Below are 24,040 nucleotides of genomic sequence, written 5' to 3' on the forward strand. Positions count from 1 at the left end.
AGCTGCCACGAGCTCGCCGGGCGTCGTGGCGGTGGACATTATCAGCCCCATGACGATGAAGACCTTCTCCCTCGGGGGAGACCTGACCATCAACCGGCTCGGCTTCGGCGCAATGCGCCTGGCGATGGGCACCTTCGACGGCCCGGCGCGAGCCCCTGAGGGCGGCATCGCGGTGCTCCGGCGGGCCGTGGAGCTGGGTGTGAATCACATCGACACGGCCGGCTTCTACGGAAGGGGGGGCGGTGCGGGCCAACGAACTGATCCGTACGGCATTGACCCCGTAGCGTGACGATCTGGTGATCGCGACGAAGGTCGGGCCGCTGCCCGGGCCAAACGGTGTGCCGAGCGAACAGGCGACGCCCGACAAGCTGCGCGGCTTGGTTGAGGCGGATCTGCGCTCGCTCGGGCTGGACCGGCTCGACCTGGTCTATCTGCGGGTGGGCGGGATGACCGGGCCGGGCGGCGAATCGATCGCCGATCGGTTCGCGGTGCTGGCCGAGCTCCGCGCCGAGGGGCTGATCCGGCACCTGGGTGTCAGTAACGTCGACGCCGCCCAGTTCGCCGAGGCCTGGGCGATCGCGCCCGTCGCGGCGGTACAGAACCGGCACACCGATGACATGGGGCTGCTGGCGGAATGCGAGGAAGCGGGCATCGCGTACGTGCCGTACTTCCCGCTCGGCGGTGGCGGCAGCCCGCTCGACGCCGAACGGCTTCGCAAGGTCGCAGCACGCCTGGGCGCGACCACCGCGCAGGTCGCGATCGCCTCGCTGCTGGCGACCTCGCCGTCGGCACTGGCGATTCCGGGCACCGGTTGTCTCGATCACCTGGAGGAGAACCTCACGGCGAACGATCTCAGCCTCAGTGACGAGGACCTGTCTGACCTGCGAGGCCAACGAGTCGGCTCCGGAAGTCCTTCGGGCGGTTGATTGCGGAGCCGGTGTCGCGAGACATCGTTTCCCATGGTGCTCGGCGGTCGCAGTCTCCGGCGGTGTTGTGGCAAGGGGAACGGGCCTACGCTGCCGGGTTCTGGCATCGTGGCGCGCCGATGTTCCTGAGATCATCACCGCAGAAGTACTCAAGGGGGCAGATGTCCATGTTCTTTCTGATCGTCAGCATGGTGATGGCTCTGACGTTTGGTGTGGTGGGGATGGTGACCTTGGTAACTGGCCGGGTCGCTGTGCCCTGGCTTCGCAACAGTGTGGGACGCCCCGGTGTCTGGGGCGCTGGCGTAATGCTGCTGGCAGCAGGGGTCGCGGCCGCGCGCGTCATGCCTTTGGGGGCCAATATGTCGCTCATGCTGGGTGGTCTTGTTCTGGTAGGGCTGTCGCAGATCCTTGGGCGTCAGGGGGCACGGCAGACGAAGTAGTACTGAACTTGAACTCGTGGTGTCGGTCGCCCTGGGGCGTCGATCGACCCGATCGGGGCCTGCTGCCGGAAGTCGACTGGACCAGCGGACGGCAGGTGATGGCCGCTCTACGCTGTCGGCATGACGGGATATCCGGGTTTCGGTGTGCTGCTTGCCGCGTTGTCAGATCGCAGGGAGCTGGACATCGGCGTCCTGGCACGGCGAGCCGGAGTCCCTGAACTCGAGCTCCAGAGTGTGTTCGCCGGCATCGTGCCAAGCCCATCGCTGCTCCGAAAGCTCGGACCTGCCCTCGGTTTGCATGCCGAAGACGTATTCGTGATCGCGGGGGCGACGGTTCCGGACGACCTGGCTCCCCTGGACGCGGAGGCCCGCAGGTGGGTCCCGTATGTCGTAGAACATGCCGTAGATCTCCCATCGGAGAAGAGAGGCGAGTTGCGCCACCTCGTCCGGTCGTTGCCACGGGGCAAGCTCCTGCAGCCGCCGTCGTTTCCTCAGCTCTATGACACGCCTGCTGGGCCTCCAGGGGCCCTGCTCGTCCGCATGCTCAGATACCGGAACCTGGGTTGGATGGGCATGGCCAGGATCTTCCTCTTCATGACCGGGCGGTACTGGTCCGCGTCCACGTACGGAATGGTCGGCGCAGGCCGCAAGGAGCTGACCCCCGACCTTGTTGCCGATTTCGGGACCTTGCTGGGCATCCCTGCCGGCGACCTGGCCGCTCTGACCGGCATCGCACTGTCCGAGGAGCCCCACACCCCGGAGCCGGCGGTGGCCGGCGTGGCCGAGCTGATCCGGGACCTCCGACGCCTGACCGCCGACCAGGTGCGACACATCAGCGAAGCAGCGGCATCCATGCGGCCGACATGACCAAATACCCATTGCCGCCCACGTGTTGAGGATCAAGCCAGTGCCCGCAAGGCAGCCGTCGGTCACCTCCGGCCGGTACTGCAGCATTCTGCGCCTGCGCTTCACGGGGCGGGTGATCTGGCCAAGGCCGGCGGCGGCGAGACTGCCGATGTCGCGTTTGACCAGGGACCAGATGCCTCCACCGTGTATGAGACGTGGAACAGTCGGCCGATCAGCGTCTTCACCCGGGCCAGCGTCCACCGCTGGTCCGCCCACCCGTGCGCCAGCGGACCGCGTTCCAACTCCCGCTCCAGTCGGGCAATCTGCACGTCAGACAGCCGCGCCCGACCAGGTGACCCCTTCGACGCCACCCCGGCGTGGCCGTTCTCGCGCCACTGGCGCCGCCAGCGTTCCACCGACCGCACCGAGACCCGCAACGCGGCAGCGATATCCCGGTTCTTTTCCCCGCCCTCGAAGCGCGTCACGGCCTGGAGCCGGACCCGCTCGCGCACGGCCGCCTCAGCGTCGGTCAAGCCGCCGCCCTGCGCGTATCTCACCGCTCCAGGACTACCGAAGCCATCTGCGCGCTGTCCGGCGAACAGCCCGACATCACCCGATCAAGTTCAATAGCGTGGAGGGGAGCTGAAGCCGATGCCGATCGCCGTACCGCCCGGGTTGATCTCGCGGATCAGTCCACATGCCTCGGCGAAGCGTTGCTCGTCCTCCTCTCCCAGCATCACGGCATAGGTGCCGAACTCCTGACCGAGCGGCGGCGGCACAGTCCCGGGCGGCACGCCTAACGCCAGGGCTCAGTGGGGGCACCCCACGCAGCGGGAGCCGCCTCCATCAACGCCGCACCGCTGACCGCTCGTTGCTCGTCGCACCAGACGGTAGCCAGCCGGACATCGATGGGGAACTCGACGTTCGTGCCGTCCTCGAAGGGGATCAACACGTGCGTCTCGGGGCCGTCCGGATGGTTGCCCAGCCATTGCACGTGCCTGATGATCGGAGTGAGTGCTCCGCCCGGGCCTACGAGTCGGTAGCCCTCCTCGAAGCCTTGGGACGGCCTGGAGATCAACGCGGGCTGGCGGCGGGAAGCTCGCTCGTCCCGGTAGCATTTCGCGGCCATGCTTTCAGATTGTCCGAGTGCGTCAGGGTCGGTAGCCAGCGAAGGATGACGGTCCGCACTTGAGCTGTGGTCAATTGGCCTGCCGCGAGAAGATCGCGCCCCGGATGGACGGGGTAGAGCAGTATCGACTGATTCAATTACGTCAGGGAGCCGATGAGTACGAAGCCCGCACGTCCAAGCAATCTGCTCAGATACCTAACGATCACATCCATCACCATGATCGTTGTGGGGCTGTGCGGTTTCGTCGCGATCGTGATGTTCATCATGCCGAACCACGCCAAGGTGATATCTACCCTGAAGAGTCACGGAGTTCAGACCCACGCGAGTGTCACGAGATGCCAGCAAGCCCTCCACGACGAAAACGGTGGCGAACTGTCTGTCACCTGCTGGGTGCGCTTTACCCCGTCCGACGGACGTTCTGTTGAATCGCCGCTGCAATTTAAGACACATCAGGTGAGGGACGGCTACACCATGGTGGTCGTGTACGACCCGAACGATACCGGCACAGTCGCCCTTCCCTCGGACCTCGGCTACTGGAACACCCTCACCAGGAACACTATCGATTTGATTTTGCTGCTCATCTCAGCAGCAATGGTTCCGCTGGGAATCGCAGGTATCGTCCTGCGGAGGCTTTTCGGGCGCTTCATGAAGCGGTACACGGAAAATTTCGATGAAATTGACCGGATCGCCACTCGGCGCCTCAGTACGGACGTCGCTCAGGCCATGGCTCAGGTCTGGACTCGGGGCAAACCTTCCGGAAAGTGAGCAGACATCCAGGCGGTCCGCCGTTCGCGTCCAGCCGTGCGGCCCGCAGCCCCGGCTCATCGCGGTAGACGCCGCAGAAATTGCTATGTCAGTACGGTCGGCGACGACGATGCCGTGGATTTCGCCTTGGCGGATCGCGGTGCAGAGACGGGACAGTTGAGGGCGGGTGACGGGGTCGGTCATGCCGGTGTCGTCGCAGGCGGTCACGGCCATATTGAGGCTGATCCTTCGGAGTGGACACCCTGACAATGGATCTTGATGGTCCGGGGAGGGATGTCCAGGTGGGACGCAAGTCGCCGTATCCGGAGGAGTTCAGGAAGGACGCGGTCGCGCTCTGCCGCGCCGCGGGCGGCAAGCGCACATACGCGGCGGTGGCGGCGGACCTCGGATCACCGCCGAGTCGCTGCGGGCGTGGGTCCGCAAGGAAAACGAGTCGCAGGCACTGCCCGAGCGCCGCGAGGCCGGCGGGAGTCCGGCTGAGGAACTGGCCCGGTTGCGGGCGGAGAACGCCCGTTGCTGCACGGAAGGCGCTGGACCTCGAAGGCGCAGCGCCCGGCCAGTGCGAACCGGGCCACTGTCAGGCGTTCCAGAACGATCAGTGACACCAGGTGCGCGAGCAGCTCGTACCGCCCCGTGCGCGGATAGGTGTCCGGACCGTCTTCGGCCAGGGCCGCGGCGACCGCTGGCACCCCGTCCGCCATCGCCTCCGCTTCCCCCACCCGGGAATGGAAGGACAGCACCCGCCTGGTGTCGTCGGTGCCGTCGTGGGTGAAGTAGCGCAGGGACCCCACTGCCATGGTCGGCCGAGTCGGATCCTGCTCTATTTCTCGGGCGCGGCAGCGTCGGCAGAGCCCCCGCTGCACGCGGTCGTGGTCGCGGGCGTGTATGTGGCTGGGGGACGGGAAACCAGTGTGTCGGGCGAGCACGGCCGTCGGCACGGAAGCGGCGAGCAGGGCGGAGGCCGTCCACGGCAGTGCCCCCGAGCCGGCGCTGTCCAGGACGGTGCCGCCGAGCAGGGAGCCGCCGGCCATGCCGATGTTCCAGCCGGTGACCCAGAGGGAGTTGGCGGTGTCGGGATCGAGCGGGGCCGCCTTGACCCCCGCGGTCTGTGTCAGTGTCGGAATGCCGCCGTGCGTCACGCCCCAGAACACCGCACCGAGTACCACGGCCACGGTGCTGTGCCCGACTGCGCCGAATACCGCCAAGCACCCGGCGGACAGGGCCAGCAGGCCGATCGTGGCGACGCGCAGCCGACGGTCGGCGGTGGCTCCGGCGATCCAGACGCCGACCATGGAACCCAGGCCGAACAGGAACAGCACGGTGCCGGTGCCGACCCCCAACCCTGCCTGTTCCACGAAGGGGGCGATGTAGGTGTAGAGCACGTAGAGCCGAGGACCATCAGGAGCGACGTGATGTTGATGGCGGGGATTCCGGGCGTACGTATGGTGCGCATCGGCCCCATGCCGCGGCTCGCCGCCTCGCCGGCCAGCTGCGGCAGACGCCACAGTGCGGTGCCGGCCAGGGCCACGGCCAGCACGGTGAGCAGCCCGAAGGCGGCGCGCCAGCCGATGAGTCCGCCCAGCGCGGTGCCGGCCGGGATGCCGAGCGACAGCCCGACCGTCATCCCGGCCAGCGCGGTGGCGATCGCCTTGCCGCTGCGCTGCGGGGCCAGCCGTGCGGCGTACGCCGGAACCATGGCCCACAGCAGGCCGGCGAACACCCCGCAGACGACCCGCGCGGCAAGTGTCAGGGCGAAGCCGGTGGACATCGCCGTCACTACGTTGGTGGCCGCGAAGCCGAGGAGCAGCGCCAGCAGCAGGGTGCGGCGGGGCAGAATCAGGGTCCAGGCGGTCATCGGGATCGCGGTGAGGGCTGCGGCCAGTGCGTAGACGGTGATCAGCAGCCCTGCACGTGCCTCGGTGACGTCCGGATCGGTGCTCATCGCGGGCAGCACTCCGGCCGGCAGAGCCTCGGTGAGGATGGTGACGAACGCGGATCCGGCGAGCACCAGCAGTCCGCTCAGGGGCCAACTCACGGTGCTGGACGGGGGATTCGCGGTAAGCGAGGAGTGAGTGGCAGAGGTCGTGCCCGGAGGCTAAAACCCTCACGTCTACGTGAGAGTCAAATCCGGGAGCCCCACCAGCCCCGGCCTCATGCGTCCGCCGTCGCGCGGGCGGCCTTCCGGGCAGCCCGCAGATAGGCGTCGACGGCGCTGCGATTGCGGGTCAGGCACCGGATGCGGCTGTCGAGGAGCTCCCGCTCGGCGGCCACCTGGTCGAGCATCCGTGCACAGGGGACTGGCGGCAGCAGATCCGACGGGCCGTCCAGGTACGGCAGGATGTCGCGGATGATCCGGGTGGGCAGCCCGCACTCGATCAGCCCGCGGATCTGCCGCACCACCTCATCGGCGCCGTCGCAGAAGTCGCGATAGCCGTTGCTGCTCCGGGTGGGCCGGATCAACCCCTCCTCCTCGTCGGCATCTGGGACCGTGCCGCCAACCTCCAGGGCTGGCAGGCCCTCCTGGGCGACACGCTCGGCACCGACCACGTCAGCCCCTGCGCCGCCCCCGCCCGGGCCGATGACCTCAGCGGACTGCCGCCCACGTACCTGGACGTCGGCGACCCCGACCTCTTCCGCGACGAAGACCTCACCTACGCCAACCGGCTCATGCAGGCCGGCGTCCCCGTCGAACTCCATGTCTACCCAGGCGGAATCCACGCCGGCGAACTACTTGCCCCCGACGCCGAACTCAGTACCCGCATCACCAACTACCGCATGACCGCACTCAACCGGGCCCCGCATTCCTCCCGTGCACCGGGCGGACCGCAATAGCCCGACCAATACGGGCCGCACCGTGTTCCGTGCGGGGCGCTTTGCTGCCCCACGACGTACGCACTCCAAGCCCTTCCGTCCCGAAGTGCGCCTCGATCGGGTTCGCCCAGGACGCGTTCGTCGGCGTGACGCACAGTTCGACCTTGTTCTTCTTCGCCCAGCGGCGGATGCGCCAGTTCTTGTGGGCGGAGAGGTTGTCCAGGATCACGTAGATCGGGGCGCCGTCCGGCCGGGGTGCCCGGATCGACTTGAGCCGCGGCCCAGGTCGGTGCGCTGCCCTTGCGGATCCGGTTGACGCCCCACAGGGTGTCGCCGCCGGCCGAGTTGCAGCCGTGGAAGTAGGTGGTGCCATGGGTACGGTGATAGGTCGCAGGCAGCCGGTCCGGGCGTCCCTGCTCGGCCCAGCAGGACCCGGCGGTCGGACGGATACCGAGCGGCCCGAACTCGTCGAAGGCGAAGGTCCGGTCGGGCCGTTCATGGAGTGCGCACTCGATGCGGTCCAGCTTGGTGTCGAAGTCCGGGTCGGTGGAATCCTTCCATGTCTTGGTGCGCTGGAAGGTGATCCCGCGGCGCACGAGCAGGCAGCGCAGGGCCTCCCGGCCGATCTGCCCCGGTCAAGGCATGGGGGATTCTTACGCTTCGGCTCGGGAGGGGCTCGGTGCCGGGCTCGGCGACGTCTCACGTCCGGCCGCATCATCGCAGGTCAGTTTCCCTGGGTGGACAACTTCAGGTCCAGAGCTGTTCGCCGAGAGTCCCGGCGGGTGCGGTGCCGGGCAGGACGTAGACCACGGCCGAGGCCCGGTGCTGGAGGAACGGGGTGAGGGCGTCGCGGGCGGCCAGGCGGTTCTGGACGCGGGTGAACTGGGCGGGGTCGCGCATGAAGGCGCAGAAGAGAAGGCCGCGGTCGGTCGGGCCGTCGTCGTAGCTGTAACTGCGGCGGAGCATACGGGCGCCGCCGTCGAAGCGGGGGCTGGCGAGACGCACGTGGGCGGTGGCCGGGATGACGTAGGAACCGTCGGGGTTCTTGGCGTAGATGTCCGGCTCGTCGTGCTCGGCGGTGCCGCTGAGCGCGACGCCGTCGCGGGCGCGGCGGCCTATCACCCGGTCGCGCCGGCCCTCGGGGAGGGCCGCGAAGCCGGTGACGTCCATGTGGATCCTTCGGTAGACCAGAACGGTGCCGTCCCGGTGGGCTCCGGGTGGGCCCCAGACCCACTGCTGGGCGGCCGCGTGATCGGGGTTGGCGGTGCCGTCCTTGGAGCCGAACAAGTTGCGCGGGGTGGTCCCGGGGGCCGTGTGGGGCAGGAAGCCGGACTGGGTCCAGCGCGGTACGGCGCCGGCGGCGTGCGCGGCCGTGCCGACGAGTTCGGCGACGATGGTGAGGGTCCAGCGGTCGGCTGCGCACAGTTGGACCAGAAGATCGCCGTTGCTGCGGTGCGGGTCGAGGCGGTCGCCGGGGAAGAGCGGCAACTCGCCAAGCGAAGCGGGGACGTTGAGGCCGAGGCGCGCGGCGAGGGCGGGACCGATGCCGACCAGGGAGGTGAGCCGGGTCGCGCCCCCGTCCTGGAGTCGCGGGTCCGGCGGGGCGTCGGAGGCCGTGGTGGCGAGCGTGCGGGTCAGCGCGCCGAGGACGCTGCGCAGGGTCTTCCGGTCGGTGGCGGCGGAGGTCTGCGGAAGGTCGAAGGAGAGCAGGTGCGTCGCCGGTTGCTGGGGCGCCGTGACACCCGCCTGTCGGGCGCCGTGGAAGGGAATCGCGGCCTCGGTCGGCGGGGCACCGCTGGTGGCACGGCCGGCTGTCCGGCCGTCCCTCGCCAATTCGTCGGCCGCCGCGCCGACCCCGGCGGCGAGCACAGCTCCGCCGGCGAGCAGTGCCCGGCGCCGCCCGAAACGGGTTGCCGCGGGTCGGGGTGAATCCTGCGCATTTCCCTGTTCGGTGGGCATGCGCCTATTGGAGACGATAAAACAACTGCCATGCAAATCCTGTTTGGAGAAGGACTGTTGGCGCGTTCGGGAGTCCCGGCGGCGGTGTTCCGGGCGGCGCTGCGTCTGTCGGTGCTGGTTGTCTCGGTCGCGATGGCGGCCACCGGGTGCTCCGGTACGGGGTCGACGTCCACCGATGCGCGGCATCCGGCGGGGAGCGTGCTGCGCGTTCCGCAGGACTTCTCCTCGGTGCAGCGGGCGGTGGACGCCGCCCGGGAGGGCGAGACGGTGCTGATCGGCCCGGGCGTGTACCGGGAGAGCGTGCGCGTCACCAAGCCCCGCGTGGTGCTGCGCGGAGCGGACCGCAACGCGGTGGTCTTCGACGGCGGTGTGCGTCTGGCCAACGGCATCACCGTGACCGGCGCCGGCTCGGTGGTCGAGAACCTCACCGTGCACGGCTATCTCGCCAACGGCGTGCTGTTCACCGGCGTCACCGACGAGCGGTTGCAGCAGCGCGGCGCCGGCGGCTCCGCCTACGACCCGCTGGACACCACCCGCTTCCCGCCCGTCCGGGGCTTCCGCGCGACCCGGGTGACGGCGTACAACAACGGCCTGTACGGCATCTACGCCTTTGACGCGCGCGACGGTGTGATCGAGGACTCCTACGCCTCCGGGCACGCAGACTCGGGCATCTACGTCGGCCAGTGCAAGCCCTGCGCCACCGTCGTCCGCGGCAACACCGTGGAGCGCAACGCGGTCGGCATCGAACTGACCAATGCCTCGGACGGCCTGTCGGTGCTGGGCAACCGCGTCGCCCGCAACCGGGTCGGCGTCACGGTCAACTCCAATGACCTGGAGGCCCTCGCCCCGCAGCACGGCGCGGTGATCGCGGGCAACGTGGTCGCCGACAACAACGCCGCCGACACGCCCGAGCAGGCGGACGGGGGCTTCGGCATCGGCATCGGTATCGGCGGTGGCACCGAGAACCGCGTCCAGCGCAATCTGGTCCGGGGCAACCGGGCGGCCGGGGTGGTCGTCACCGACCCGCCGGGGCATCCGGCGAGCGGCAATCGCGTCGAGGGCAACCGCGCCAACGGCAACGGCACCGACCTCGTGCTGGCCTCAGCCGATCCCAGCAACTGCTTCGCGGGCAATCGGCCCGCCACCCAGAGCCCGGACGGCCTGGAGGGCCGCGCGGGTTGCGGCACCCGCGGTCGGGGCGCGCTGCCCAGCGGCCGGACGGCGCCGGTGCAGGCGCCGCCAGGCGTCCCGTTCAGCCAGGTGCCGGCCCCGCCCGCCCAGCCGTCCATGCCGGACCCGACGGTCCCGGGCCGTCCGGCGACCGACCTGCCGGGGGCCGTCGACGCGGCCGCGTACCCGCTCCCGAAGGACGCGGACGCCGTGCCGCACTCGCGCTGAGCACGGTGCTCCGGCTGGCTCGGCCCTCGTTCACCATGCCCCCTGAAGGGTGAGTCGAGGAGGGTCGCCGGCAACCGCGGAAGCCGGGGCGAACCGGCACGGAGCGGTCAGCCGGTGACCCACGGCGCCTCGGGGAGCTTTGCGCCGCCCTCGCGCCCGGAGAACTCCACCGTGGTCGGGGTCCCCAGACCCGGCATCCGCATCGTCACCCGCCGCAGGCCGCCGTCGCCGTCGACCCAGTACGTCAGCGGCGACCGCTCTCCGTCGGACCCCGCACTGGGCGTGGCGCCCTGGGCACGCGGCCCGGCGAACCGGTCGTAGCTGCGGCCGTCGATGCGATCACGCTCCAGCCAGCGAGCCCCGGACTGTGCGAGCAACAACGGGTTGTCGGGGCGGTCCGCGCCGAGACCGATCAGCAACTGGAGCCCGGCGTCCAGGGGGTCGGTCGTGTAGGAGCGTGCGGACCAGCCCGAGCGCGGGATGTGCTCGGCCTGCTGCCAGGGCGGGCTGTTGTCTCCCTCCGGCGCGGGGGCCAGGCCGAGGCCGCCGGTGTCCCAAACGACCAGCCCGTGGTCGAGCTGCCCGGCGGCGGGCCCGGCGGCTCCGGAGGAGCTGGAGGATCCGGAGGCCTCGGTGGAACCGGTGACCTGGTAACTCCCCACGGCCCGATGGGTTCGGTAGTCCACGACCCCCTTGACCCGCACCACCACACCGCCGCCCTCGGTGGCCGTGAGAGTCACCGCCACGGGACTGGCCTGGTACAGATTCAGCCGCGACAGCGCCAGCCTGGACGCCTCCTCCATGGTCACCGGCCGCTCGGTGGTGTCGTCGGAGAGGGTCCGGTAGGCGGCCAGGCCGCCCACTGCGGCGCCGCACGCCGCGATCGCGATCAGTGTTCTGAACCAGAGGGTCCGACGCGGCGTACGGCCGCTCATCCTCAACTTCCGAGCCATGCAGTCGCTTTCTCTCGTCGGCTGGTCACACAGTCGGGCGGGTTCGCGAACCGCTGGTGCGCGAACCCGCCCGATCCGGCCCGGAGGGTCACCGAGGCCGGCTGCCCTGCTCGGGGGTCAGGGCCTCTCGTTTGGATCATGCCGGGCTCGCGGGGTCCGGCACGCACGCTCGCCGCGTTGTCGTCGGTCGCCGACGCTTTGCGTCGACTCCCTCCTCCGCCTTGCGATCACACGCACCAGACCCCGCTCCCTGATCCAGCCCGATCCAAACGAAAGACCCTAGCGGTGCAGCACCCTTCGCCTGCGCATCAGCGTAAACAGCGCCGTGCCGAGGGTGGTGAGCGCGGCGGCGCCGGCCAGGGCCATCAGAACCGCCTGGCTCATGCCCGTGCCCGCCAGGTGCGAGCCGGGCTCGGGGCCCGGTGCGTGCGGTGTGCCCGGTGGTTTCGGTACCGGCGTCGTCGGTGTGGGTGTTGGCGTGGCGGCGGGCAGCCGCCGGTTGACCGCTGTCACCGAGACCCCGGCGTCGAGGTTGTCGGAGGTCAGCACCAGCGGCCCGAACACCGTTTCGTCCGGTACCGCGTATCCAGCCGGCGGGCTGACTTCCTGCCAGTAGTACGTCCCCGGCGCGCCGCTTCCCCGGCAGTTGCCGTCGGCCTTGGTCGTGCAGGCCTTGCCGACCTGCGTATCCGGCGTCGTCCCGGAGGTCTGCGCGCCCTCCGAGCCGTTCGTCTCCTTCCACAGCTGGAACTTCGCCCCGGCCAGCGGTTTGCCGTCCTGGTCGTGTTTGATCAGGCGCAGCACGCCCTCCTGTTGTCGGAAGCCGAAGTCGTAGGTGTGGTCGTTCTCTCCCGGCCCGCCGGTGGTCAGCGCCCGTTCCGGGTACTTCGCGCCGGACGGGACGATGCCCTTGGAGTCGATGAAATGGTTGTCTCCGACATCCGCGTCGGTGGGAACCCACTGGTGGAGCGGGCCGCCCTTGGCGTAGTCAGCCGGGTTGTCGAGCCGGATGGTGTACTTGGTCCTCGGTTCGAGGCCGCCGGTGACGTTGGAGTCGTCGAAGTAGTACTCACCACGCTCCGACGTCTTGGTTGTGCCGACCAGCTTGCCCGACTCGTCGTAGAGGTGGACGGTCGCGCCGGCGACCGGGCGCTGGCCCGGGTTCTGGATGCCCGTGCGCTCAGGGTCGTACCAGACCCGGTTGCCGATCTGCAGCGGGGCCTGGTCGCAGAGCACCTCCAGGTCACCCATCGAGGCGCCCTTGCCGAACGGGGCCACGGTCCCGGGCGGGTTGAGGCGCAGGCCGCCCTTCGGGTCCTGCTTGCCATCGCGCTGGACGAAGGAGGTGCCGTACCCGAAGGCGGTGCTGTTGGGGTCGAAGCCGGAGGTCGCGATGGTGTTCTCGACCTTGGAGAGCGCCATGCCCGCGAAGGCCGCGTTGTGGTGGGAGCCCATCCGGCTGGTGTCGAAGAAGCGGGTGCCCCGGGGGGAAAGCCCGCAGCCGTTGTTGGTGTCCATCACGTACACCCCGCCTGCCAGGCACGCCTTGTTCAGGTCGCCGCCCGACATGACGTTGGCGGGTGTGTTGGGTGTGGGACCGGCCGGGGCGCGGTCGCCGAAGCGGTCGCGGAAGGCCAGCAGCATGGAGCCGTCGGCCTCGAAGCCGATCTCGCCCAACTCCGGTTCGGGTTGGGCCAGATAGGTTTGGCAGGCCTGGCCGTTCTGGGTGGTCGGGAAGGTGTTGGTCCAGGGGAACCAGCCCGCGCCGTCGCACGGGGGCCCGCCGACCGTGGACTGGCGCGGATAGTCCAGCGGCTGGTCCAGCACCGGCTTCCGGAACGCTCCGGTGGCGAGGTCGAAGGGCATGACCACCGCGCGCAGGTCCGAGAGCTTCCCGGTGGACTCGCCGGAGCACACGCCGCCGAGGTAGCCGACGCCGTCCTGCAGACCGAGGCCGAAGGGGCGCCAGTCCCCGGCCGCCGGACAGCCCGGGTCCGGGATGGCGTAGACGGCCTTCGGCGCCGAAGCGGTCGCCGCCGAGGCGTCGTAGCGGTAGAGCTTGCGGTTGTCGAGGTTGACGACGAACAGGTCCTTGCCGTCATCGGTGATCTTGATGCCGCCCAGGCTCTCCTTGCCCGGTACGGCAAGGAAGGCGTCGTCGGTACCCGACCCGTGCGCCGTCGTCCCGGCGTCCGGGACGACGGTGAACAGTGTGGTTTTCTTCTGCGCGAGGTCGGTCACGTAGATCCCCCCGGCGCCACCCGGACCGTAGTCCGTGGAGCGCTTGGCCACCGCCGAGGAGAACACCCGCTTGTCGGCCTTGTTCCACGCGATGCCGAACAGCGTGCCGGTGTCGGCGTTGGTGGCGATGTTCGTGACGTCGATGTCGACGCCGTCCTGGCCGCGTGCGTCGTACGGGAAGGAGACCAGCGTGCGCTGGGCCCCGCCCTCGCGCGTGGTGGGCTGACAGGTCGTCATCAGCGGTGCGTTCTTCTGGCAGTAGTCGCCCGGACTCCACAGCCCGGTGGTGTACGCCACGCTCTTCCCGCCGGAGAGGTCGACGAACTCCTCATTGCTGCTCAACTGGTTGGGCGCACCGTCCAGTCCTTGGCGCGAGGCGAAGGCCGGGAACAGCGCACCCGGCTTCGGATTCACCACCTGTACCCGGTACTTGCCGTTGGCGGTCTTGCCCGCCGTCGGCGTCAGTGTCACGGTGCCGTCGGCCGCCGTAACCCCCTCGATGCCCGCCCCGGCGTCGTCGGGCGTGAGGGTCACCTTGACGCCCGCGATGCCTGGTTCAAGCGCGGGCGTCCATACGCCGCTGGTGCCCGTGGCCCGGATGACCCGGACCGTCACCGACCCGTCGTCCGCCTGCGAGTACGCCGCAGGCGCCATGGCTAACGAGCCACTACCGATTCCCAAGGCGAGCGCGGCCACGCAGCCAACTGCGCGGCGGCCGAGCACGCCCGGCCGCCGCCGACGCGGCTCGGGCGCGGCTCCCTTTGCTTGCTCATGTGTGGATGTCATCCCCTGCTCTCAGCGTTCAGAAGGGCCTGTTGCCCTGCTCGTGAGGGAGTACATAGAGATGCGGAGAACCGCCTTGACGGCGATCTTAGAAGGGTTTTAGGCAAGATCGTGGCGGAATGGAGAACTCGTCCTCCGTCAAACCCTCCGCGCGGGAACGCAACGGCCTCTGAGCGCATGGCGGGCGGAGCGGCGAGGCGGTGGGGGGGGCAGGGAGGCGAGGTGGCGAGGTGGCGAGGTGGCGAGGTGGCGAGGTGGCGAGCGAGGCTCGCACGTCTGTCGCACCGGTCACCACAGGCACGGACGCCCTCCGGGTTCAGTCCGAACTCGGCGCCGAATCAGTCGTGTTGACCGTTCGCCGGGACCGCGCACCCCTCATGGTCCGCCTCCTCGGCCGGGCCGGCTTTGCCGCGTCGTCGTCCGGACCCCCGCGACGGAGGAGCGGCTATGCCCAGATGGCCCGGGCGAGCGCCACCCCGGTGAACGCGGCTCCGAGTCCGGCCACCACGCTCGCCGTGATGTTGGCCGCCGCATAGAAGCGTGTTCCGTCCTCGGCCAGGCGCAGCGTCTCGTACGAGAAGGTGGAGTACGTCGTCAGTGCCCCGCACAGCCCGGTGCCGACAAACAGCCGTATCGCGGATGATGCCGCGCCGGCGGCGACCGCGCCGGTGAGCAGCCCGAGGATCAGGCAGCCGACGACGTTGACGGTAAAGGTGCCCCAGGGGAAGAGGCTGTCGTGCCGGGACTGGATTGTGCAGTCGGTGAGGTAGCGCAGCGGGGCTCCGACGACGGCGCCCGTGATCACGAGCAGCCAGTTCACTGCCCCTCCTTTTCACGACCGGTGCAGCGGATGACTTCGCAGTCGTCGAGGATGACCAGGCCCTCGGTGACGAGTTCGTCCAGTTGTGGCAGGAAGGCCCGGAGCCGGTCGTTGGTGTCGACGATCACGATGGCGACGGGCAGGTCCTCGCCCAGGGACAGCAACCGGACCGTGTGGATCAGGGAGGAGGCTCCGAACCCTTCGATTCCGCGGAAGACGGTGGCACCGGCCAGGCCCGCTTTGCGGGCCCGGTGGAGGATCTCGGTGAAGACCGGTCTGTGGTGCCACATGTCGTTCTCGCCGATGAAGATGGTGACGCGCAGTGCGGAGCCGGTGAGACTCATGGCTGCCTCCATTCGATGATCCGGCGTGTCACGGTGACGGCGATCCAGACGGAGGCCATGGCGGCGAGCAGGGTGAGGGCCAGGTAGCTCAGGCCGATGCGTGCTTCGCCTCCGTCGACCAGGCGTTGGACGTCGGTGGCGTAGGTGGAGAAGGTGGTGAAGCCGCCGAGAACACCGGTGCCGAAGAAGGGGCGTACGAGCCGATGGGCCGCCCAGACGTCGGTGATCACGACCATGAAGACGCCGATGACGGCACAGCCGATGGCGTTGACGGTCAGGGTCGTCCACGGGAAGGCATCGGCCGCGGTGGGCCACAGGAGCGAGGCTCCGTACCGTGCGGCCGCCCCCAATGCACCGCCGAGCGCGACGGATGCCACCACGGGGCCCTGTCGCAGCCGAGGGTCTTTGCGTTGTTCGGGGCTGGTGGAGGTCGACATCCGGGTCGACCGGTTCGTTCAGCATCGGGGTCCGGGGCTTTTCCACGTACGTCTCCTACTCGCCGGGCGCGGGCATACACAGGTGCGCGTCGCAAGTAGGGACCGTTGGCGGCGTCATTGCCGCGGTTCGGGTACGGCGGGCCCCACCGCCGTGCGATGAGAACGAGATCACCGCTTCGAGCAAGCCTACCGGGTGCCGGGAACGTTCTCCCGTCCGGCCGGGGCCGCGGCGGTTGTACCGCAGGGCCCTGCGCGGGACACTTGACACATCGGGCGAGGAGGCTCGCCGCAACCGCGCCGATGCGGCGCTGATGGCCTCTGCGTGATCCAGCCGTCTGGCATTACGGGAGGTGGTCGCGGTGCCTCGTATCACCGTCGAGGTCGAGTCGACCATCGGGTCCTCCATCGGGAGGCACGGCAGTCCGGAGTCCGCCCAGCACGACGTGCCGAGTCGCGCCGATGGCTGGCCGGTGGGCGAGGGATGCGTCGAGGACACCCTGGACACGGACGGCCGGTCCGTGCGGACCATGGTCTTGATGCAGGAGCCGGCACGGCCGGGGGACGAGGTAGCGGCCTGGCCGGTGGCGGTGCTCCACCTGAGCGACGGCCGGCGTGACCTGGACGAAGTGGTGTGCGTCGCCGAGGCCGAGCCCTTCGTCGATCTGGTCGGCACTGCGGATCTGGGCCGCTGGCACGCGGAGCCCGCCGCATGGGCAGCAGCTCTCGGTCGGCTCTCACCCGGCTCGGAGTACCAGGTGACGGGCTGCGGCAGCCGCGAGGAGGCCGATCGACTGGTGGCGGATGCACAGCACGCCTATCTCCAGTTGACCGGATGCCTGGATTGACCCTACGCGCCGGGGGGGAAGGGAGTTGTGCTGTGACAACGATCATTGACGGCCGTACGCGTCATGCGGTGGCACTGCCGTCGGCGCGCAATCGGATGCTGCGGATGTGCGCGCACCTGCCGGTCATCAACGGCGAGCCAGGACCGGTGCACGCACGGGTACTCGTCATCGCGGACGTGCTGTCGCGGACGCTGGAGGCGGACGGCCGGCAGCTGATCCAGGTCTGCGAGCTTCCCGACCCGTCACCGGAGCGGGTCATGGCGTTGCAGACCTTCATGACCGCGCTCGGAGTGCACCCCCCGGCCTCGTTCACCGGCAGCGGAGAGGTGCTCGACGCCCTCGGAGGTCCGGCCGATGTGAACGTCTTCGGCGACGGACGGCACGATGCCGAACGGGGAGTGTGGGTGGAGGTGGGACGCGTGGACGGAGCCGGGGCGCACGGGCAGTGTCCGGCCGAGGGCGAGGATCTCCTGGCCATGAGGCTGGCGTTGCTCGGGCATTCGTACGACCGGCCTGCCACCCTCACGCCTCGTGATGTCGTCGATGCCGAGCGGACACTGGCGCGGTGGCGGGAACGCGTGGCGCACTGGGCGTGTTCGCCGTCGAAACCGGTCCCGCAGGAGTTCAGCCGCGCGACGGCTGACGCGGTGGCCGCGGACCTCGACACACCGGCCGTCCTCGACCTGCTGCTCCGCGCCGAGATGACCGAAGGCATGCCCGAGGGTGCAAAGTTCGAGACCTTCGCTGCTTCGGACCGGATACTCGGTCTGGAACTCATACGCGAGATCGGGCGCGCCCCGGTGCCGGAAGCGGGGTGAGACGGTGTCCAGGTCGACGCCGGCGCGGTTGATCGTGCTGCGGCACGCCAAGTCGGCCTGGCCGGAGGGTGTACCCGATCACGAACGTCCGCTCGCGGGCCGGGGCCGCCGGGACGCGCCGGCGGCCGGACGCTGGCTGCACGAAGCGCAGTGCGTGCCCGACCTGGTCATCTGCTCGACCGCCCGGCGTACCCGGCAGACATGGGATCTGGCCGCGGCACAGCTGGGGGCGTCGCCGGAGGTGGTGTTCGAGCCGCGGGTGTACGAGGCGAGCGCGTCCGCTTTGGTCTCCGTCGTGCGTGACGTCCCGGTGTGGCGGCGCACCGTGCTGTTGATCGGCCACCAGCCGGGAGTGCAGGACATGGTCCTGTCCCTGGCGGGAGACGGGGACGACGCGGCACTTGCGCGGGCCCGCGTGAAGTTCCCGACCGCCGCGGTCGCGGTTCTGGTGCTGCCCGGCGCGTGGGCCCGGCTCGCTCCGGGCACAGCGACGCTCGCCGATTTCGCCGTCCCCCGCGGTGTCCACGTCACGCGTTGAGGATCTCCGTCCCAGCAGGCCGAACAGAAGTACGCCGGCAACGATGCGGAGACGCGCCTGCCCGGCTCCCGTCGGCATCGATCAAGCATCGCCGAGCCCGAAGGGGAGCACTCCGGGGTGCGCGTCGGCGAGTTCGAGGAGGCGGTTGTACTTGGCGACGCGCTCGCCGCGCGCCGGGGCGCCGGACTTGATCTGCCCGCAGCCGGTGCCCACCGCCAAGTCGGCAATGAAGGCGTCGGGAGTCTCGCCGGAGCGATGAGAGATCATCTGTGTGTATCCGGCCTCGCGGCAGATCCACATTGCTTCCAGCGCTTCGGTGACGGTCCCGATCTGATTGACCTTGATCAGCGCGGAGTTGCCGACCTTGCGGGCGACGGCCCGGGTGATGACGGCCGGGTTGGTGACGAAGATGTCGTCACCCATCAGCTGGACGCGGTCGCCGAGGCGTTCGGTGAGCCGGACCCAGCCGTCCCAGTCGTCCTCGGCAAGGCCGTCCTCGATGCTCCACACCGGGAAGCGGCCGATCATCTCCTCGTAGCGGTCGATGAGCTGGTCGGAGGTGAGTTCCTCGCCCGCCACCCGGTAGTGGCCGTTCTCGTGGAATTCGCTTGCGGCCGGGTCGAGAGCGATGGCGACGCCGTCGCGGCCGGGGGTGTTGCCCGCGTCTTCGATTGCCTCCACCAGGACGGTCAGTACGTCCTCGGGGCGGTCGATGTCCGGGGCGAAGCCGCCTTCGTCGCCGAGCCCGGTCGGGTGCCCGCCTGCTGCCAGGTGCGCCTTGAGCCGTCCGTACACCTCCGCACCCGCCCGTACGGCGGCTGGGGGCACCGAGCGGAGCGAGCATGAATTCCTGGAAGTCCAGGTTGTTGGCGGCCTGGGCGCCGCCGTTGACGACGTTGAAATGCGGGACCGGCAGGCGCGGAGTGGTTCCGGCGACGTTCGCGAGGGACCGCCACAGGTCCTTGCCTCCGGCGGCCTCGGCGCGGGCCGCCGCGAGCGAGACACCGGTGATCGCGTTGGCGCCGAGCCTCGACCTGGTGTCCGTACCGTCCAGCGCGATCAGCGCGGCGTCGACCTCGGCCGCCGACGCGAAGTCACGGCCCACGAGGGCCTGCGCGATCTCGCCGTTGACATGGCCGACGGCCTGGCGGACTCCCTGACCGGCGAACCGGGCAGGGTCGCCGTCGCGCAGTTCGACTGCCTCGCGTGTGCCCGTGGACGCCCCGGAGGGGTCCGGCTGCGACGGGGCCCGGCTCCCTGCTCCGGCATTGCCGCCAGTGGCCCTGAAGCCCCGGAGGTGGGTGCGCTGATTTGGAGTGATGCGCTTGGCGACATGTCCGATCGTGCGCCTTCGCCGCGTCCCCCGGCCGGTACGGCGGGGGCGTGGTCGTGCCTGTCGTGGTTCGGTTCCTCGGACGGTCGGCAGTTGCACGTGTGGGCGCCTGTGACCAGGTCTGATCACATACGTGCCGACTCTGCTGACGTGTCATCAGGTTGAGCGAGTCGCCGGCCCGCCGGACAGCCGTTGGAGGAACTGCCACAAAGCCTTTCCGGCCGCAGGAGCCCACCCGGGCCGGAAGTTGCACCGAAACCGCCGCTGAAGCGCCCGCGCCGGGCGGCCCGGCCGTCGTGGTCGTTGCGCTGATCCATCGGCCGCGTCAACGCGTGGGCCGAACGCCCGGACAGGAGTGCCGTCCGGGCGCCCGGCCTGTAGTGATCAGTGGCGCAGGTCGAGACGGTGCACGCCGCCGTCGACGGTGCCGACGTAGAGCGTGCGGCCGTCGGGGCTCGCGGCCAGTTTGGTGGTGTCGGTGTTCTGCAGGCCGGTGGAGATGTTGTGCCAGCTCAGACCGCGGTCGGTGCTGCGCAGTACGCCGCGGCCGCCTTGCAGGAGGCCGCTGGCTCCCGAGCTGGTGGTGGCCGCGTAGAGCGTGTCCTTGACCCGGAGCAGGTCGGAGACATGGATTGCGAGAGCGCCGGTGTCCGCGGTGCGGAAGGTCCGGCCGCCGTCGGTGCTGACGCGGACGCTCTCGCCGCCGACGACGAGGCGCCGTCCGTCGAGGTCGATCGCGGTCACCGGGCCGTCGGCGACTTTGGTGACGGTCACCCCGCCGTCGTCGGACCGGTAAAGACCCGCGGTGTTGCCGAGCCACAGGCGCAGCGGATTTGCGGGGTCGCCCGTGATGGTGTCGAAGGAGCGCTCGTGGTAGAGGTTCTTCCACGTGGCGCCGCCGTCGCTGGTGGCGAACAGCCCCTGGCCCAGAAGGCTTTGGAAGCTGACCATGACCCGGTTCGGGTCGGCGGGGTGGACCAGGAGCGCCGTCGGCACCTCCGCCGAACTGCCCCTCTTCTGCCAGGTGGCACCGCCGTCACCGCTGCGTTCGACGGTGAATGAGCCGAACGCGGTGCGCCGCACCTTCCAGATCACCTTCGGATCCTTGGCCGACACGCCAAGTTGCGGGACGGTGACGCCCCTCCTGCCCTCGCCGCCCGACTGGCCCCACTCCGGGGTCGCGACGGGAAGGGCGGTGCGGTAGACCGCGCTGTCGGTGGCGGCGAGCAGATGGCCGTCACTGACAGCGAGATCGTTGACGGTCAGTCCCTGGACGCCGATCCGCCGGTATCCGGTGCCGTCCGCGGCACCCCGGTAGAGACCGTCCTGCTCGCTGGAGACGGTGACGGAACCGTCGGCCCAACGGTCGTAGTCCATCGGTATCGCCGCGCGTGACGGCGCGGCGACCGTGGTCCACGTCTGCCCGTGGTCGCGGCTGAGACGGCCGCTGCCGGTCAGCGTGGCCAGGTACAGGTCGTCACCCGAGATGGTCAGGCGGACGCCGCCGTCCGTCATGGACAGGAGGGTGGTCCAGGTCTCCCCGCCGTCACGGGAACCGACAACTCCCCGGCCCGGGACATACACCGCCACGACCGAGGAGTCGGCGGCCAGCCCGCCGACGGTCCCGTCGGACGGGTCGAAGAGCAGGCGCGCCTCGCCGGGGTTGCCCGAGCCGATGCCGGAGCGGGCCCAGACGCCGTGATACGTCGTCATATAGAGGGTGTCGCCGGTGACGGCGGCGGCGGTGATGCCGCCGGTGACGCCGGTCGGATACGTCGTCCAGTGGTCGCCCGCATCCGTGCTGACCAGCAGTGCGTCCGAGGTGACCGCGACCAGGGTGCGGGTTCGTTCATCGGCGGCGAGCGCCGAGATGCGGGTGTCCGGGACGTCGAGTGTGCGCCAGGTCCGCCCGTTGTCATCGGTACGCAGGATGGCGCCCCGGCGACTGCCGTCGTGAACGCTGTTCACGGCGTACCACCAGCGGTCGGGATTCTTCGCGTCCACTACGAGCGGGCCCGTGCCGTCCGCGACGGGCAGTCGTCCCAACTGGCGCCAGGAGGCCCCGTTATCGGTGGTCAGCCAGGGAGCCGCCTTCTGGTACTGGGTGAGGACGGCCTGCTTCGGCCGGTTGGGCGAGAGGGCGATGAAACCGGCCTGGCCGTTGGGACCCACCGGCTTCCAGCGGTTCCCGCGGCTGTCGACCGGGGTGACCTCGAAGGCGCCGGTGCCGGTGAGCCGCTGCCCGGTGCCTGCGGTGCCGCGTACCGAGACCCGGTAGGCGCCGGCCACGCTGCCGGTCACCTCGGCCCGGTAGTAGCCGCTGGCGGGATCGAGCGTGGAAGTGACATCGACGGCCCTGCCGCGCGGCGGGGTGACGGTGACGACCGGCGGTGCGGCCAGCCGGGTCGGCGGGGCGATGTGCACGGTCGAGTGGCCGTCGCTCGGGTCGGGCGCGGCCTGGACGGCCAGATGCCGGACGGCGAGCAGGTAGGGCACCCGGATCGCCGGTCCCCGGTCGGGAGTCGCCGTGAGACGGCCGCTGATCTCGGTGTCGGCCGCCGGCCGGGCGACGCGCAGCGAGACCGTCACGGTCGCGGTCCCCCCGGCCGGTACGGTGACGTGCTTCGCCGAGACCGTGGCCGGACCATCGGTCCGCAGCGAGGTCGCGACCGGCCGCTTGCCGGAGTTCCGCAGTGTCACCTTCGCGATGCCGCCGACGTGACGCCGGGACAGATCGGCGAGTCCGAACGACACCGACGCGGGCGAGGCGCTGACCGTGGCCGAGGCGGCCGCGGCCACATCGAGCCGGCCCGAGCCCTGCGTCGTGGGCCCGCTGTCGCTCAGCGGCTTCGCGGTGCCGACCAACGCGGCCTTGATCTCGGCCGGCACCCGCCCGGGATGCAGCTGGCGCAGCAGGGCCGCGGCGCCGGCGGCGTGCGGGGCCGCCATCGACGTGCCCGACATGCGGTACTCGCCGGGCCCGTACAGCGCCTTGGGCACGGTGGAGCGGATCTCCACGCCCGGTGCGACCAGGTCGGGCTTCAGACCGAAGTCCTGTCCGGGACCGCGTGAGGAGAACGAGGCGATCCGGTCGGTGGTGTCGGTGCCGCGTAGTGTCACCGACACCTTCCCGGCGGCGAGCCGGGTGCTCAACTCCGTGTACTGGGTCGAGTCGATGCCCATGACCACCAGGTGGTCCATGCGCAGCGAGTCGCCCGAGGCGTCGATCCGCGCGGACGAGGACGGCACCTGGGCCACTCCCGGCTCAGGGTTCACCTCCGGCGGCCGGACCTCTCCCGGGGCTCCGGCGACGAACACCGGGCCGTCGTTGGAGGGCAGTCCGGCCAGCACGGCGATCGCGCCGCGCTTCTCCGCCTCCTTCGCCCACTCCACGGCGCTCGCCGTCAGGTACCGGGCGTCGGAGGCGACGAGCATCTCGGCCCGTACGATCTTTCCGCGTACGTCGCCGACCCGCTTCCAGTCCTCGGCAGTGCCCTCACCGACATCGACGAGCGGAGCCGTGACGGGGTGCTCCGGCGGGTTCGCGGACAGGATGCCGCGGTAGGTCTGGATCAACCCGGGTTTCTTGCCGGCCAGATAGGCGCTGGGCAGCCGCAGATTGCTCGTCGACGCGCCGACCGCGAGCACGCCGTCGGCCGTTGCGGGGCTGTTGACCGTACCCGTGCCCGGTCCGTCGTTGCCGGCCGCGGCCACCACGACCACACCGGCTCGTACGGCCGCGGTCGCGGCGCGGCCCAGCGGGTCGGTGCCGTCGCCGGGGCCGCCGAGGCTCATGTTGATGACATCGGCGCGGTGCGGGTTGGCCGGATCGGAGGCCGCCTCGATTCCGGCGATGATGTCCGACGTGTAGCCGGAGCCGTCGGCGTCCATCACCTTGTAGGCCAGCAGATTCGCGTCGGGCGCCACGCCGGTGACGCCGTCCTTCTCAGCCGCCTTGCCCGCGATGATGCCGGCGACGTGGGTGCCGTGGCCGTTGTCGTCCATCGGGTCCTCGTCACCGTTGACGAAGTCGTGCCCGCCGACGACCTTGTGCCCCTTGCCGAGTCCGCCGCCCAGGTCGGGGTGGGTGTAGTCCACGCCGCTGTCCAGGACCGCGACGGTGGTCCCCTTGCCGGTGACGCGGCTTCCGGCCGGGTCCTTGCGCTGCCAGACGCCGGGTGCGCCGATCAGCGGCACGCTCACGTCCGTCTTCGTCAGCACCCGGGTGTCGGGGTGGACGGCGGTGACGCCCGGCAGCGAGGACAGCCGCCCCACCTCGGACGCGGGCACCGTCATGGCCACCGCATCGATGAGCAGGCCCAGTTTGCGGGTCGCGGAAGGGTGCAGCCCGGCGCTCTTCGCCGAGCCGAGGAAGGTCTCCTGCCGTGCGTCGAGCGCGCGCCTGGCGGCACCGACGCCGCGGGCGGCCTCGGCGGACAGCAGCGATCCACCGGGCGCGGCGGTGACCGCTGCGTTCCCGGACAGTTCGACGAGCACTCGTTGCGACGGGTCGGGCGTGGACGCGTGGGCGGCACCCGGTGTCGCCGCCAACGTGCCGGCGAGAACAACGGCGGCGAGGGCGGCATGACGCGATCTTCGTGACTTCATTGCCATGCGTAAAGGTCCTAGTGGTGAGGGCACTTGCCGCACAACT

Annotated in this window: 18 protein-coding genes, 4 pseudogenes and 1 riboswitch; of the genes and pseudogenes, 9 read left to right on the top strand and 13 right to left on the bottom strand. The window is 70.1% G+C overall.

Features of this window, described 5'->3' with window-relative positions; genetic code table 11:
* Window positions 1-49 precede the first annotated feature (49 nt).
* The 3 genes and pseudogenes from ACIOMQ_RS34235 (at window position 50) to ACIOMQ_RS34245 (ending at window position 2,233) form a co-directional block, all read left to right on the top strand.
* Window positions 50-926 (top strand): annotated as a pseudogene (locus ACIOMQ_RS34235) (oxidoreductase).
* Window positions 927-1,093: 167 nt separating this feature from the next.
* Window positions 1,094-1,366 carry a hypothetical protein gene (locus ACIOMQ_RS34240; RefSeq protein ID WP_401754131.1) on the top strand — a complete coding sequence of 91 codons (273 nt, stop codon included), beginning with the start codon at window positions 1,094-1,096 and terminating at the stop codon, window positions 1,364-1,366.
* A 120-nt stretch (window positions 1,367-1,486) separates the two neighbouring features.
* Entirely contained in the window at window positions 1,487-2,233 is a 747-nt protein-coding gene (locus ACIOMQ_RS34245; protein WP_401754134.1) for a hypothetical protein, read from the top strand.
* 101 nt (window positions 2,234-2,334) lie between these two features.
* Here ACIOMQ_RS34245 and ACIOMQ_RS34250 read toward each other — a convergent pair whose 3' ends face one another.
* The 3 genes from ACIOMQ_RS34250 to ACIOMQ_RS34260 form a co-directional block, all read right to left on the bottom strand.
* Complete coding sequence (locus ACIOMQ_RS34250) at window positions 2,335-2,745, bottom strand: transposase (protein WP_401939936.1); 411 nt, start codon at window positions 2,743-2,745, stop codon at window positions 2,335-2,337.
* A gap of 90 nt (window positions 2,746-2,835) precedes the next feature.
* Window positions 2,836-3,006, bottom strand: a complete 171-nt coding sequence (locus tag ACIOMQ_RS34255) for a hypothetical protein (protein ID WP_401268016.1) — start codon at window positions 3,004-3,006, stop codon at window positions 2,836-2,838.
* 2 nt (window positions 3,007-3,008) lie between these two features.
* Window positions 3,009-3,341: a hypothetical protein gene (locus tag ACIOMQ_RS34260; protein ID WP_401754140.1), complete on the bottom strand. Its 333-nt coding sequence runs from the start codon at window positions 3,339-3,341 to the stop codon at window positions 3,009-3,011.
* A gap of 153 nt (window positions 3,342-3,494) precedes the next feature.
* On the opposite strand from ACIOMQ_RS34260, the gene ACIOMQ_RS34265 reads away from it, so the two are divergent.
* Window positions 3,495-4,106, top strand: a complete 612-nt coding sequence (locus ACIOMQ_RS34265; RefSeq protein WP_402191734.1) for a DUF3592 domain-containing protein — start codon at window positions 3,495-3,497, stop codon at window positions 4,104-4,106.
* A 1,135-nt stretch (window positions 4,107-5,241) separates the two neighbouring features.
* On the opposite strand, the gene ACIOMQ_RS34270 is transcribed toward ACIOMQ_RS34265, so the two are convergent.
* The gene (locus ACIOMQ_RS34270) at window positions 5,242-6,141 is read right to left on the bottom strand and encodes an MFS transporter (protein WP_402191736.1); all 900 of its coding nucleotides are present in this window, start codon (window positions 6,139-6,141) and stop codon (window positions 5,242-5,244) included.
* Window positions 6,142-6,626: 485 nt separating this feature from the next.
* On the opposite strand from ACIOMQ_RS34270, the gene ACIOMQ_RS34275 reads away from it, so the two are divergent.
* Window positions 6,627-6,938: an alpha/beta hydrolase fold domain-containing protein gene (locus ACIOMQ_RS34275; RefSeq protein WP_401988279.1), complete on the top strand. Its 312-nt coding sequence runs from the start codon at window positions 6,627-6,629 to the stop codon at window positions 6,936-6,938.
* Window positions 6,939-7,017: 79 nt separating this feature from the next.
* On the opposite strand, the pseudogene ACIOMQ_RS34280 reads toward ACIOMQ_RS34275, so the two are convergent.
* A pseudogene (locus ACIOMQ_RS34280) lies at window positions 7,018-7,546 on the bottom strand (transposase); the annotation flags it as partial.
* A 118-nt stretch (window positions 7,547-7,664) separates the two neighbouring features.
* Window positions 7,665-8,876: a Dyp-type peroxidase gene (locus ACIOMQ_RS34285; protein ID WP_401268028.1), complete on the bottom strand. Its 1,212-nt coding sequence runs from the start codon at window positions 8,874-8,876 to the stop codon at window positions 7,665-7,667.
* A gap of 30 nt (window positions 8,877-8,906) precedes the next feature.
* Between ACIOMQ_RS34285 and ACIOMQ_RS34290 the strand changes: the two genes are divergently transcribed.
* Window positions 8,907-10,274, top strand: coding sequence for a right-handed parallel beta-helix repeat-containing protein (locus ACIOMQ_RS34290; protein WP_402191739.1), 1,368 nt, complete (start codon window positions 8,907-8,909; stop codon window positions 10,272-10,274).
* Between the two features lie 107 nt (window positions 10,275-10,381).
* Here the strand turns inward: ACIOMQ_RS34290 and ACIOMQ_RS34295 are convergent, their stop codons facing one another.
* From ACIOMQ_RS34295 to crcB (ACIOMQ_RS34315), 5 genes and pseudogenes are all read right to left on the bottom strand, one after another.
* A complete protein-coding gene (locus ACIOMQ_RS34295) occupies window positions 10,382-11,227 on the bottom strand; it encodes a hypothetical protein (protein ID WP_402191741.1) in 846 nt (281 codons plus the stop codon).
* Window positions 11,228-11,506: 279 nt separating this feature from the next.
* Entirely contained in the window at window positions 11,507-14,122 is a 2,616-nt protein-coding gene (locus ACIOMQ_RS34300; RefSeq protein ID WP_401268032.1) for an SdrD B-like domain-containing protein, read from the bottom strand.
* A 574-nt stretch (window positions 14,123-14,696) separates the two neighbouring features.
* Window positions 14,697-15,071 (bottom strand): fluoride efflux transporter CrcB, encoded by a 375-nt coding sequence (gene crcB / locus ACIOMQ_RS34305; RefSeq protein ID WP_402191743.1) that lies wholly within the window; start codon window positions 15,069-15,071, stop codon window positions 14,697-14,699.
* A complete protein-coding gene (locus ACIOMQ_RS34310; protein WP_401754161.1) occupies window positions 15,068-15,415 on the bottom strand; it encodes a DUF190 domain-containing protein in 348 nt (115 codons plus the stop codon). Before ACIOMQ_RS34310 ends, crcB (ACIOMQ_RS34305) begins: the two co-directional genes overlap by 4 nt.
* A pseudogene (gene crcB / locus ACIOMQ_RS34315) lies at window positions 15,412-15,877 on the bottom strand (fluoride efflux transporter CrcB). Before crcB (ACIOMQ_RS34315) ends, ACIOMQ_RS34310 begins: the two are co-directional and overlap by 4 nt.
* 238 nt (window positions 15,878-16,115) lie before the next feature.
* Window positions 16,116-16,180, top strand: a riboswitch (Fluoride riboswitch).
* A 31-nt stretch (window positions 16,181-16,211) separates the two neighbouring features.
* On the opposite strand from crcB (ACIOMQ_RS34315), the gene ACIOMQ_RS34320 reads away from it, so the two are divergent.
* From ACIOMQ_RS34320 to ACIOMQ_RS34330, 3 genes are read left to right on the top strand one after another with little or no spacing between them, the layout of a single operon-like run.
* Complete coding sequence (locus ACIOMQ_RS34320) at window positions 16,212-16,697, top strand: inorganic diphosphatase (protein WP_402191745.1); 486 nt, start codon at window positions 16,212-16,214, stop codon at window positions 16,695-16,697.
* A 32-nt stretch (window positions 16,698-16,729) separates the two neighbouring features.
* The gene (locus tag ACIOMQ_RS34325; protein ID WP_402191747.1) at window positions 16,730-17,515 is read left to right on the top strand and encodes a hypothetical protein; all 786 of its coding nucleotides are present in this window, start codon (window positions 16,730-16,732) and stop codon (window positions 17,513-17,515) included.
* A 4-nt stretch (window positions 17,516-17,519) separates the two neighbouring features.
* Window positions 17,520-18,053, top strand: a complete 534-nt coding sequence (locus tag ACIOMQ_RS34330; protein ID WP_362202766.1) for a histidine phosphatase family protein — start codon at window positions 17,520-17,522, stop codon at window positions 18,051-18,053.
* A gap of 81 nt (window positions 18,054-18,134) precedes the next feature.
* On the opposite strand, the pseudogene eno reads toward ACIOMQ_RS34330, so the two are convergent.
* Both eno and ACIOMQ_RS34340 read right to left on the bottom strand, forming a co-directional pair.
* Window positions 18,135-19,284, bottom strand: a pseudogene (gene eno / locus ACIOMQ_RS34335) (phosphopyruvate hydratase); the annotation flags it as partial.
* Between the two features lie 486 nt (window positions 19,285-19,770).
* On the bottom strand, window positions 19,771-24,000 hold the full coding sequence (locus ACIOMQ_RS34340; RefSeq protein ID WP_402191750.1) for a S8 family serine peptidase: 4,230 nt from the start codon (window positions 23,998-24,000) through the stop codon (window positions 19,771-19,773).
* Window positions 24,001-24,040 lie beyond the last annotated feature (40 nt).

Origin of the sequence: Streptomyces sp. NPDC087845 (genome assembly GCF_044742755.1) — a bacterium.
GTDB lineage: Bacteria > Actinomycetota > Actinomycetes > Streptomycetales > Streptomycetaceae > Streptomyces.

What these genes read in the sequence shown, in the direction of transcription:
- ACIOMQ_RS34300 (WP_401268032.1), bottom strand. Translation starts at nt 14,122, where the DNA reads ATGGCGCCTGCGGCGTACTCGCAGGCGGACGACGGGTCGGTGACGGTC.
- ACIOMQ_RS34295 (WP_402191741.1), bottom strand. Translation starts at nt 11,227, where the DNA reads ATGGCTCGGAAGTTGAGGATGAGCGGCCGTACGCCGCGTCGGACCCTC.
- ACIOMQ_RS34340 (WP_402191750.1), bottom strand. Translation starts at nt 24,000, where the DNA reads ATGGCAATGAAGTCACGAAGATCGCGTCATGCCGCCCTCGCCGCCGTT.
- ACIOMQ_RS34290 (WP_402191739.1), top strand. Translation starts at nt 8,907, where the DNA reads ATGCAAATCCTGTTTGGAGAAGGACTGTTGGCGCGTTCGGGAGTCCCG.
- ACIOMQ_RS34240 (WP_401754131.1), top strand. Translation starts at nt 1,094, where the DNA reads ATGTTCTTTCTGATCGTCAGCATGGTGATGGCTCTGACGTTTGGTGTG.
- ACIOMQ_RS34245 (WP_401754134.1), top strand. Translation starts at nt 1,487, where the DNA reads ATGACGGGATATCCGGGTTTCGGTGTGCTGCTTGCCGCGTTGTCAGAT.
- ACIOMQ_RS34260 (WP_401754140.1), bottom strand. Translation starts at nt 3,341, where the DNA reads ATGGCCGCGAAATGCTACCGGGACGAGCGAGCTTCCCGCCGCCAGCCC.
- ACIOMQ_RS34310 (WP_401754161.1), bottom strand. Translation starts at nt 15,415, where the DNA reads ATGAGTCTCACCGGCTCCGCACTGCGCGTCACCATCTTCATCGGCGAG.
- ACIOMQ_RS34285 (WP_401268028.1), bottom strand. Translation starts at nt 8,876, where the DNA reads ATGCCCACCGAACAGGGAAATGCGCAGGATTCACCCCGACCCGCGGCA.
- ACIOMQ_RS34265 (WP_402191734.1), top strand. Translation starts at nt 3,495, where the DNA reads ATGAGTACGAAGCCCGCACGTCCAAGCAATCTGCTCAGATACCTAACG.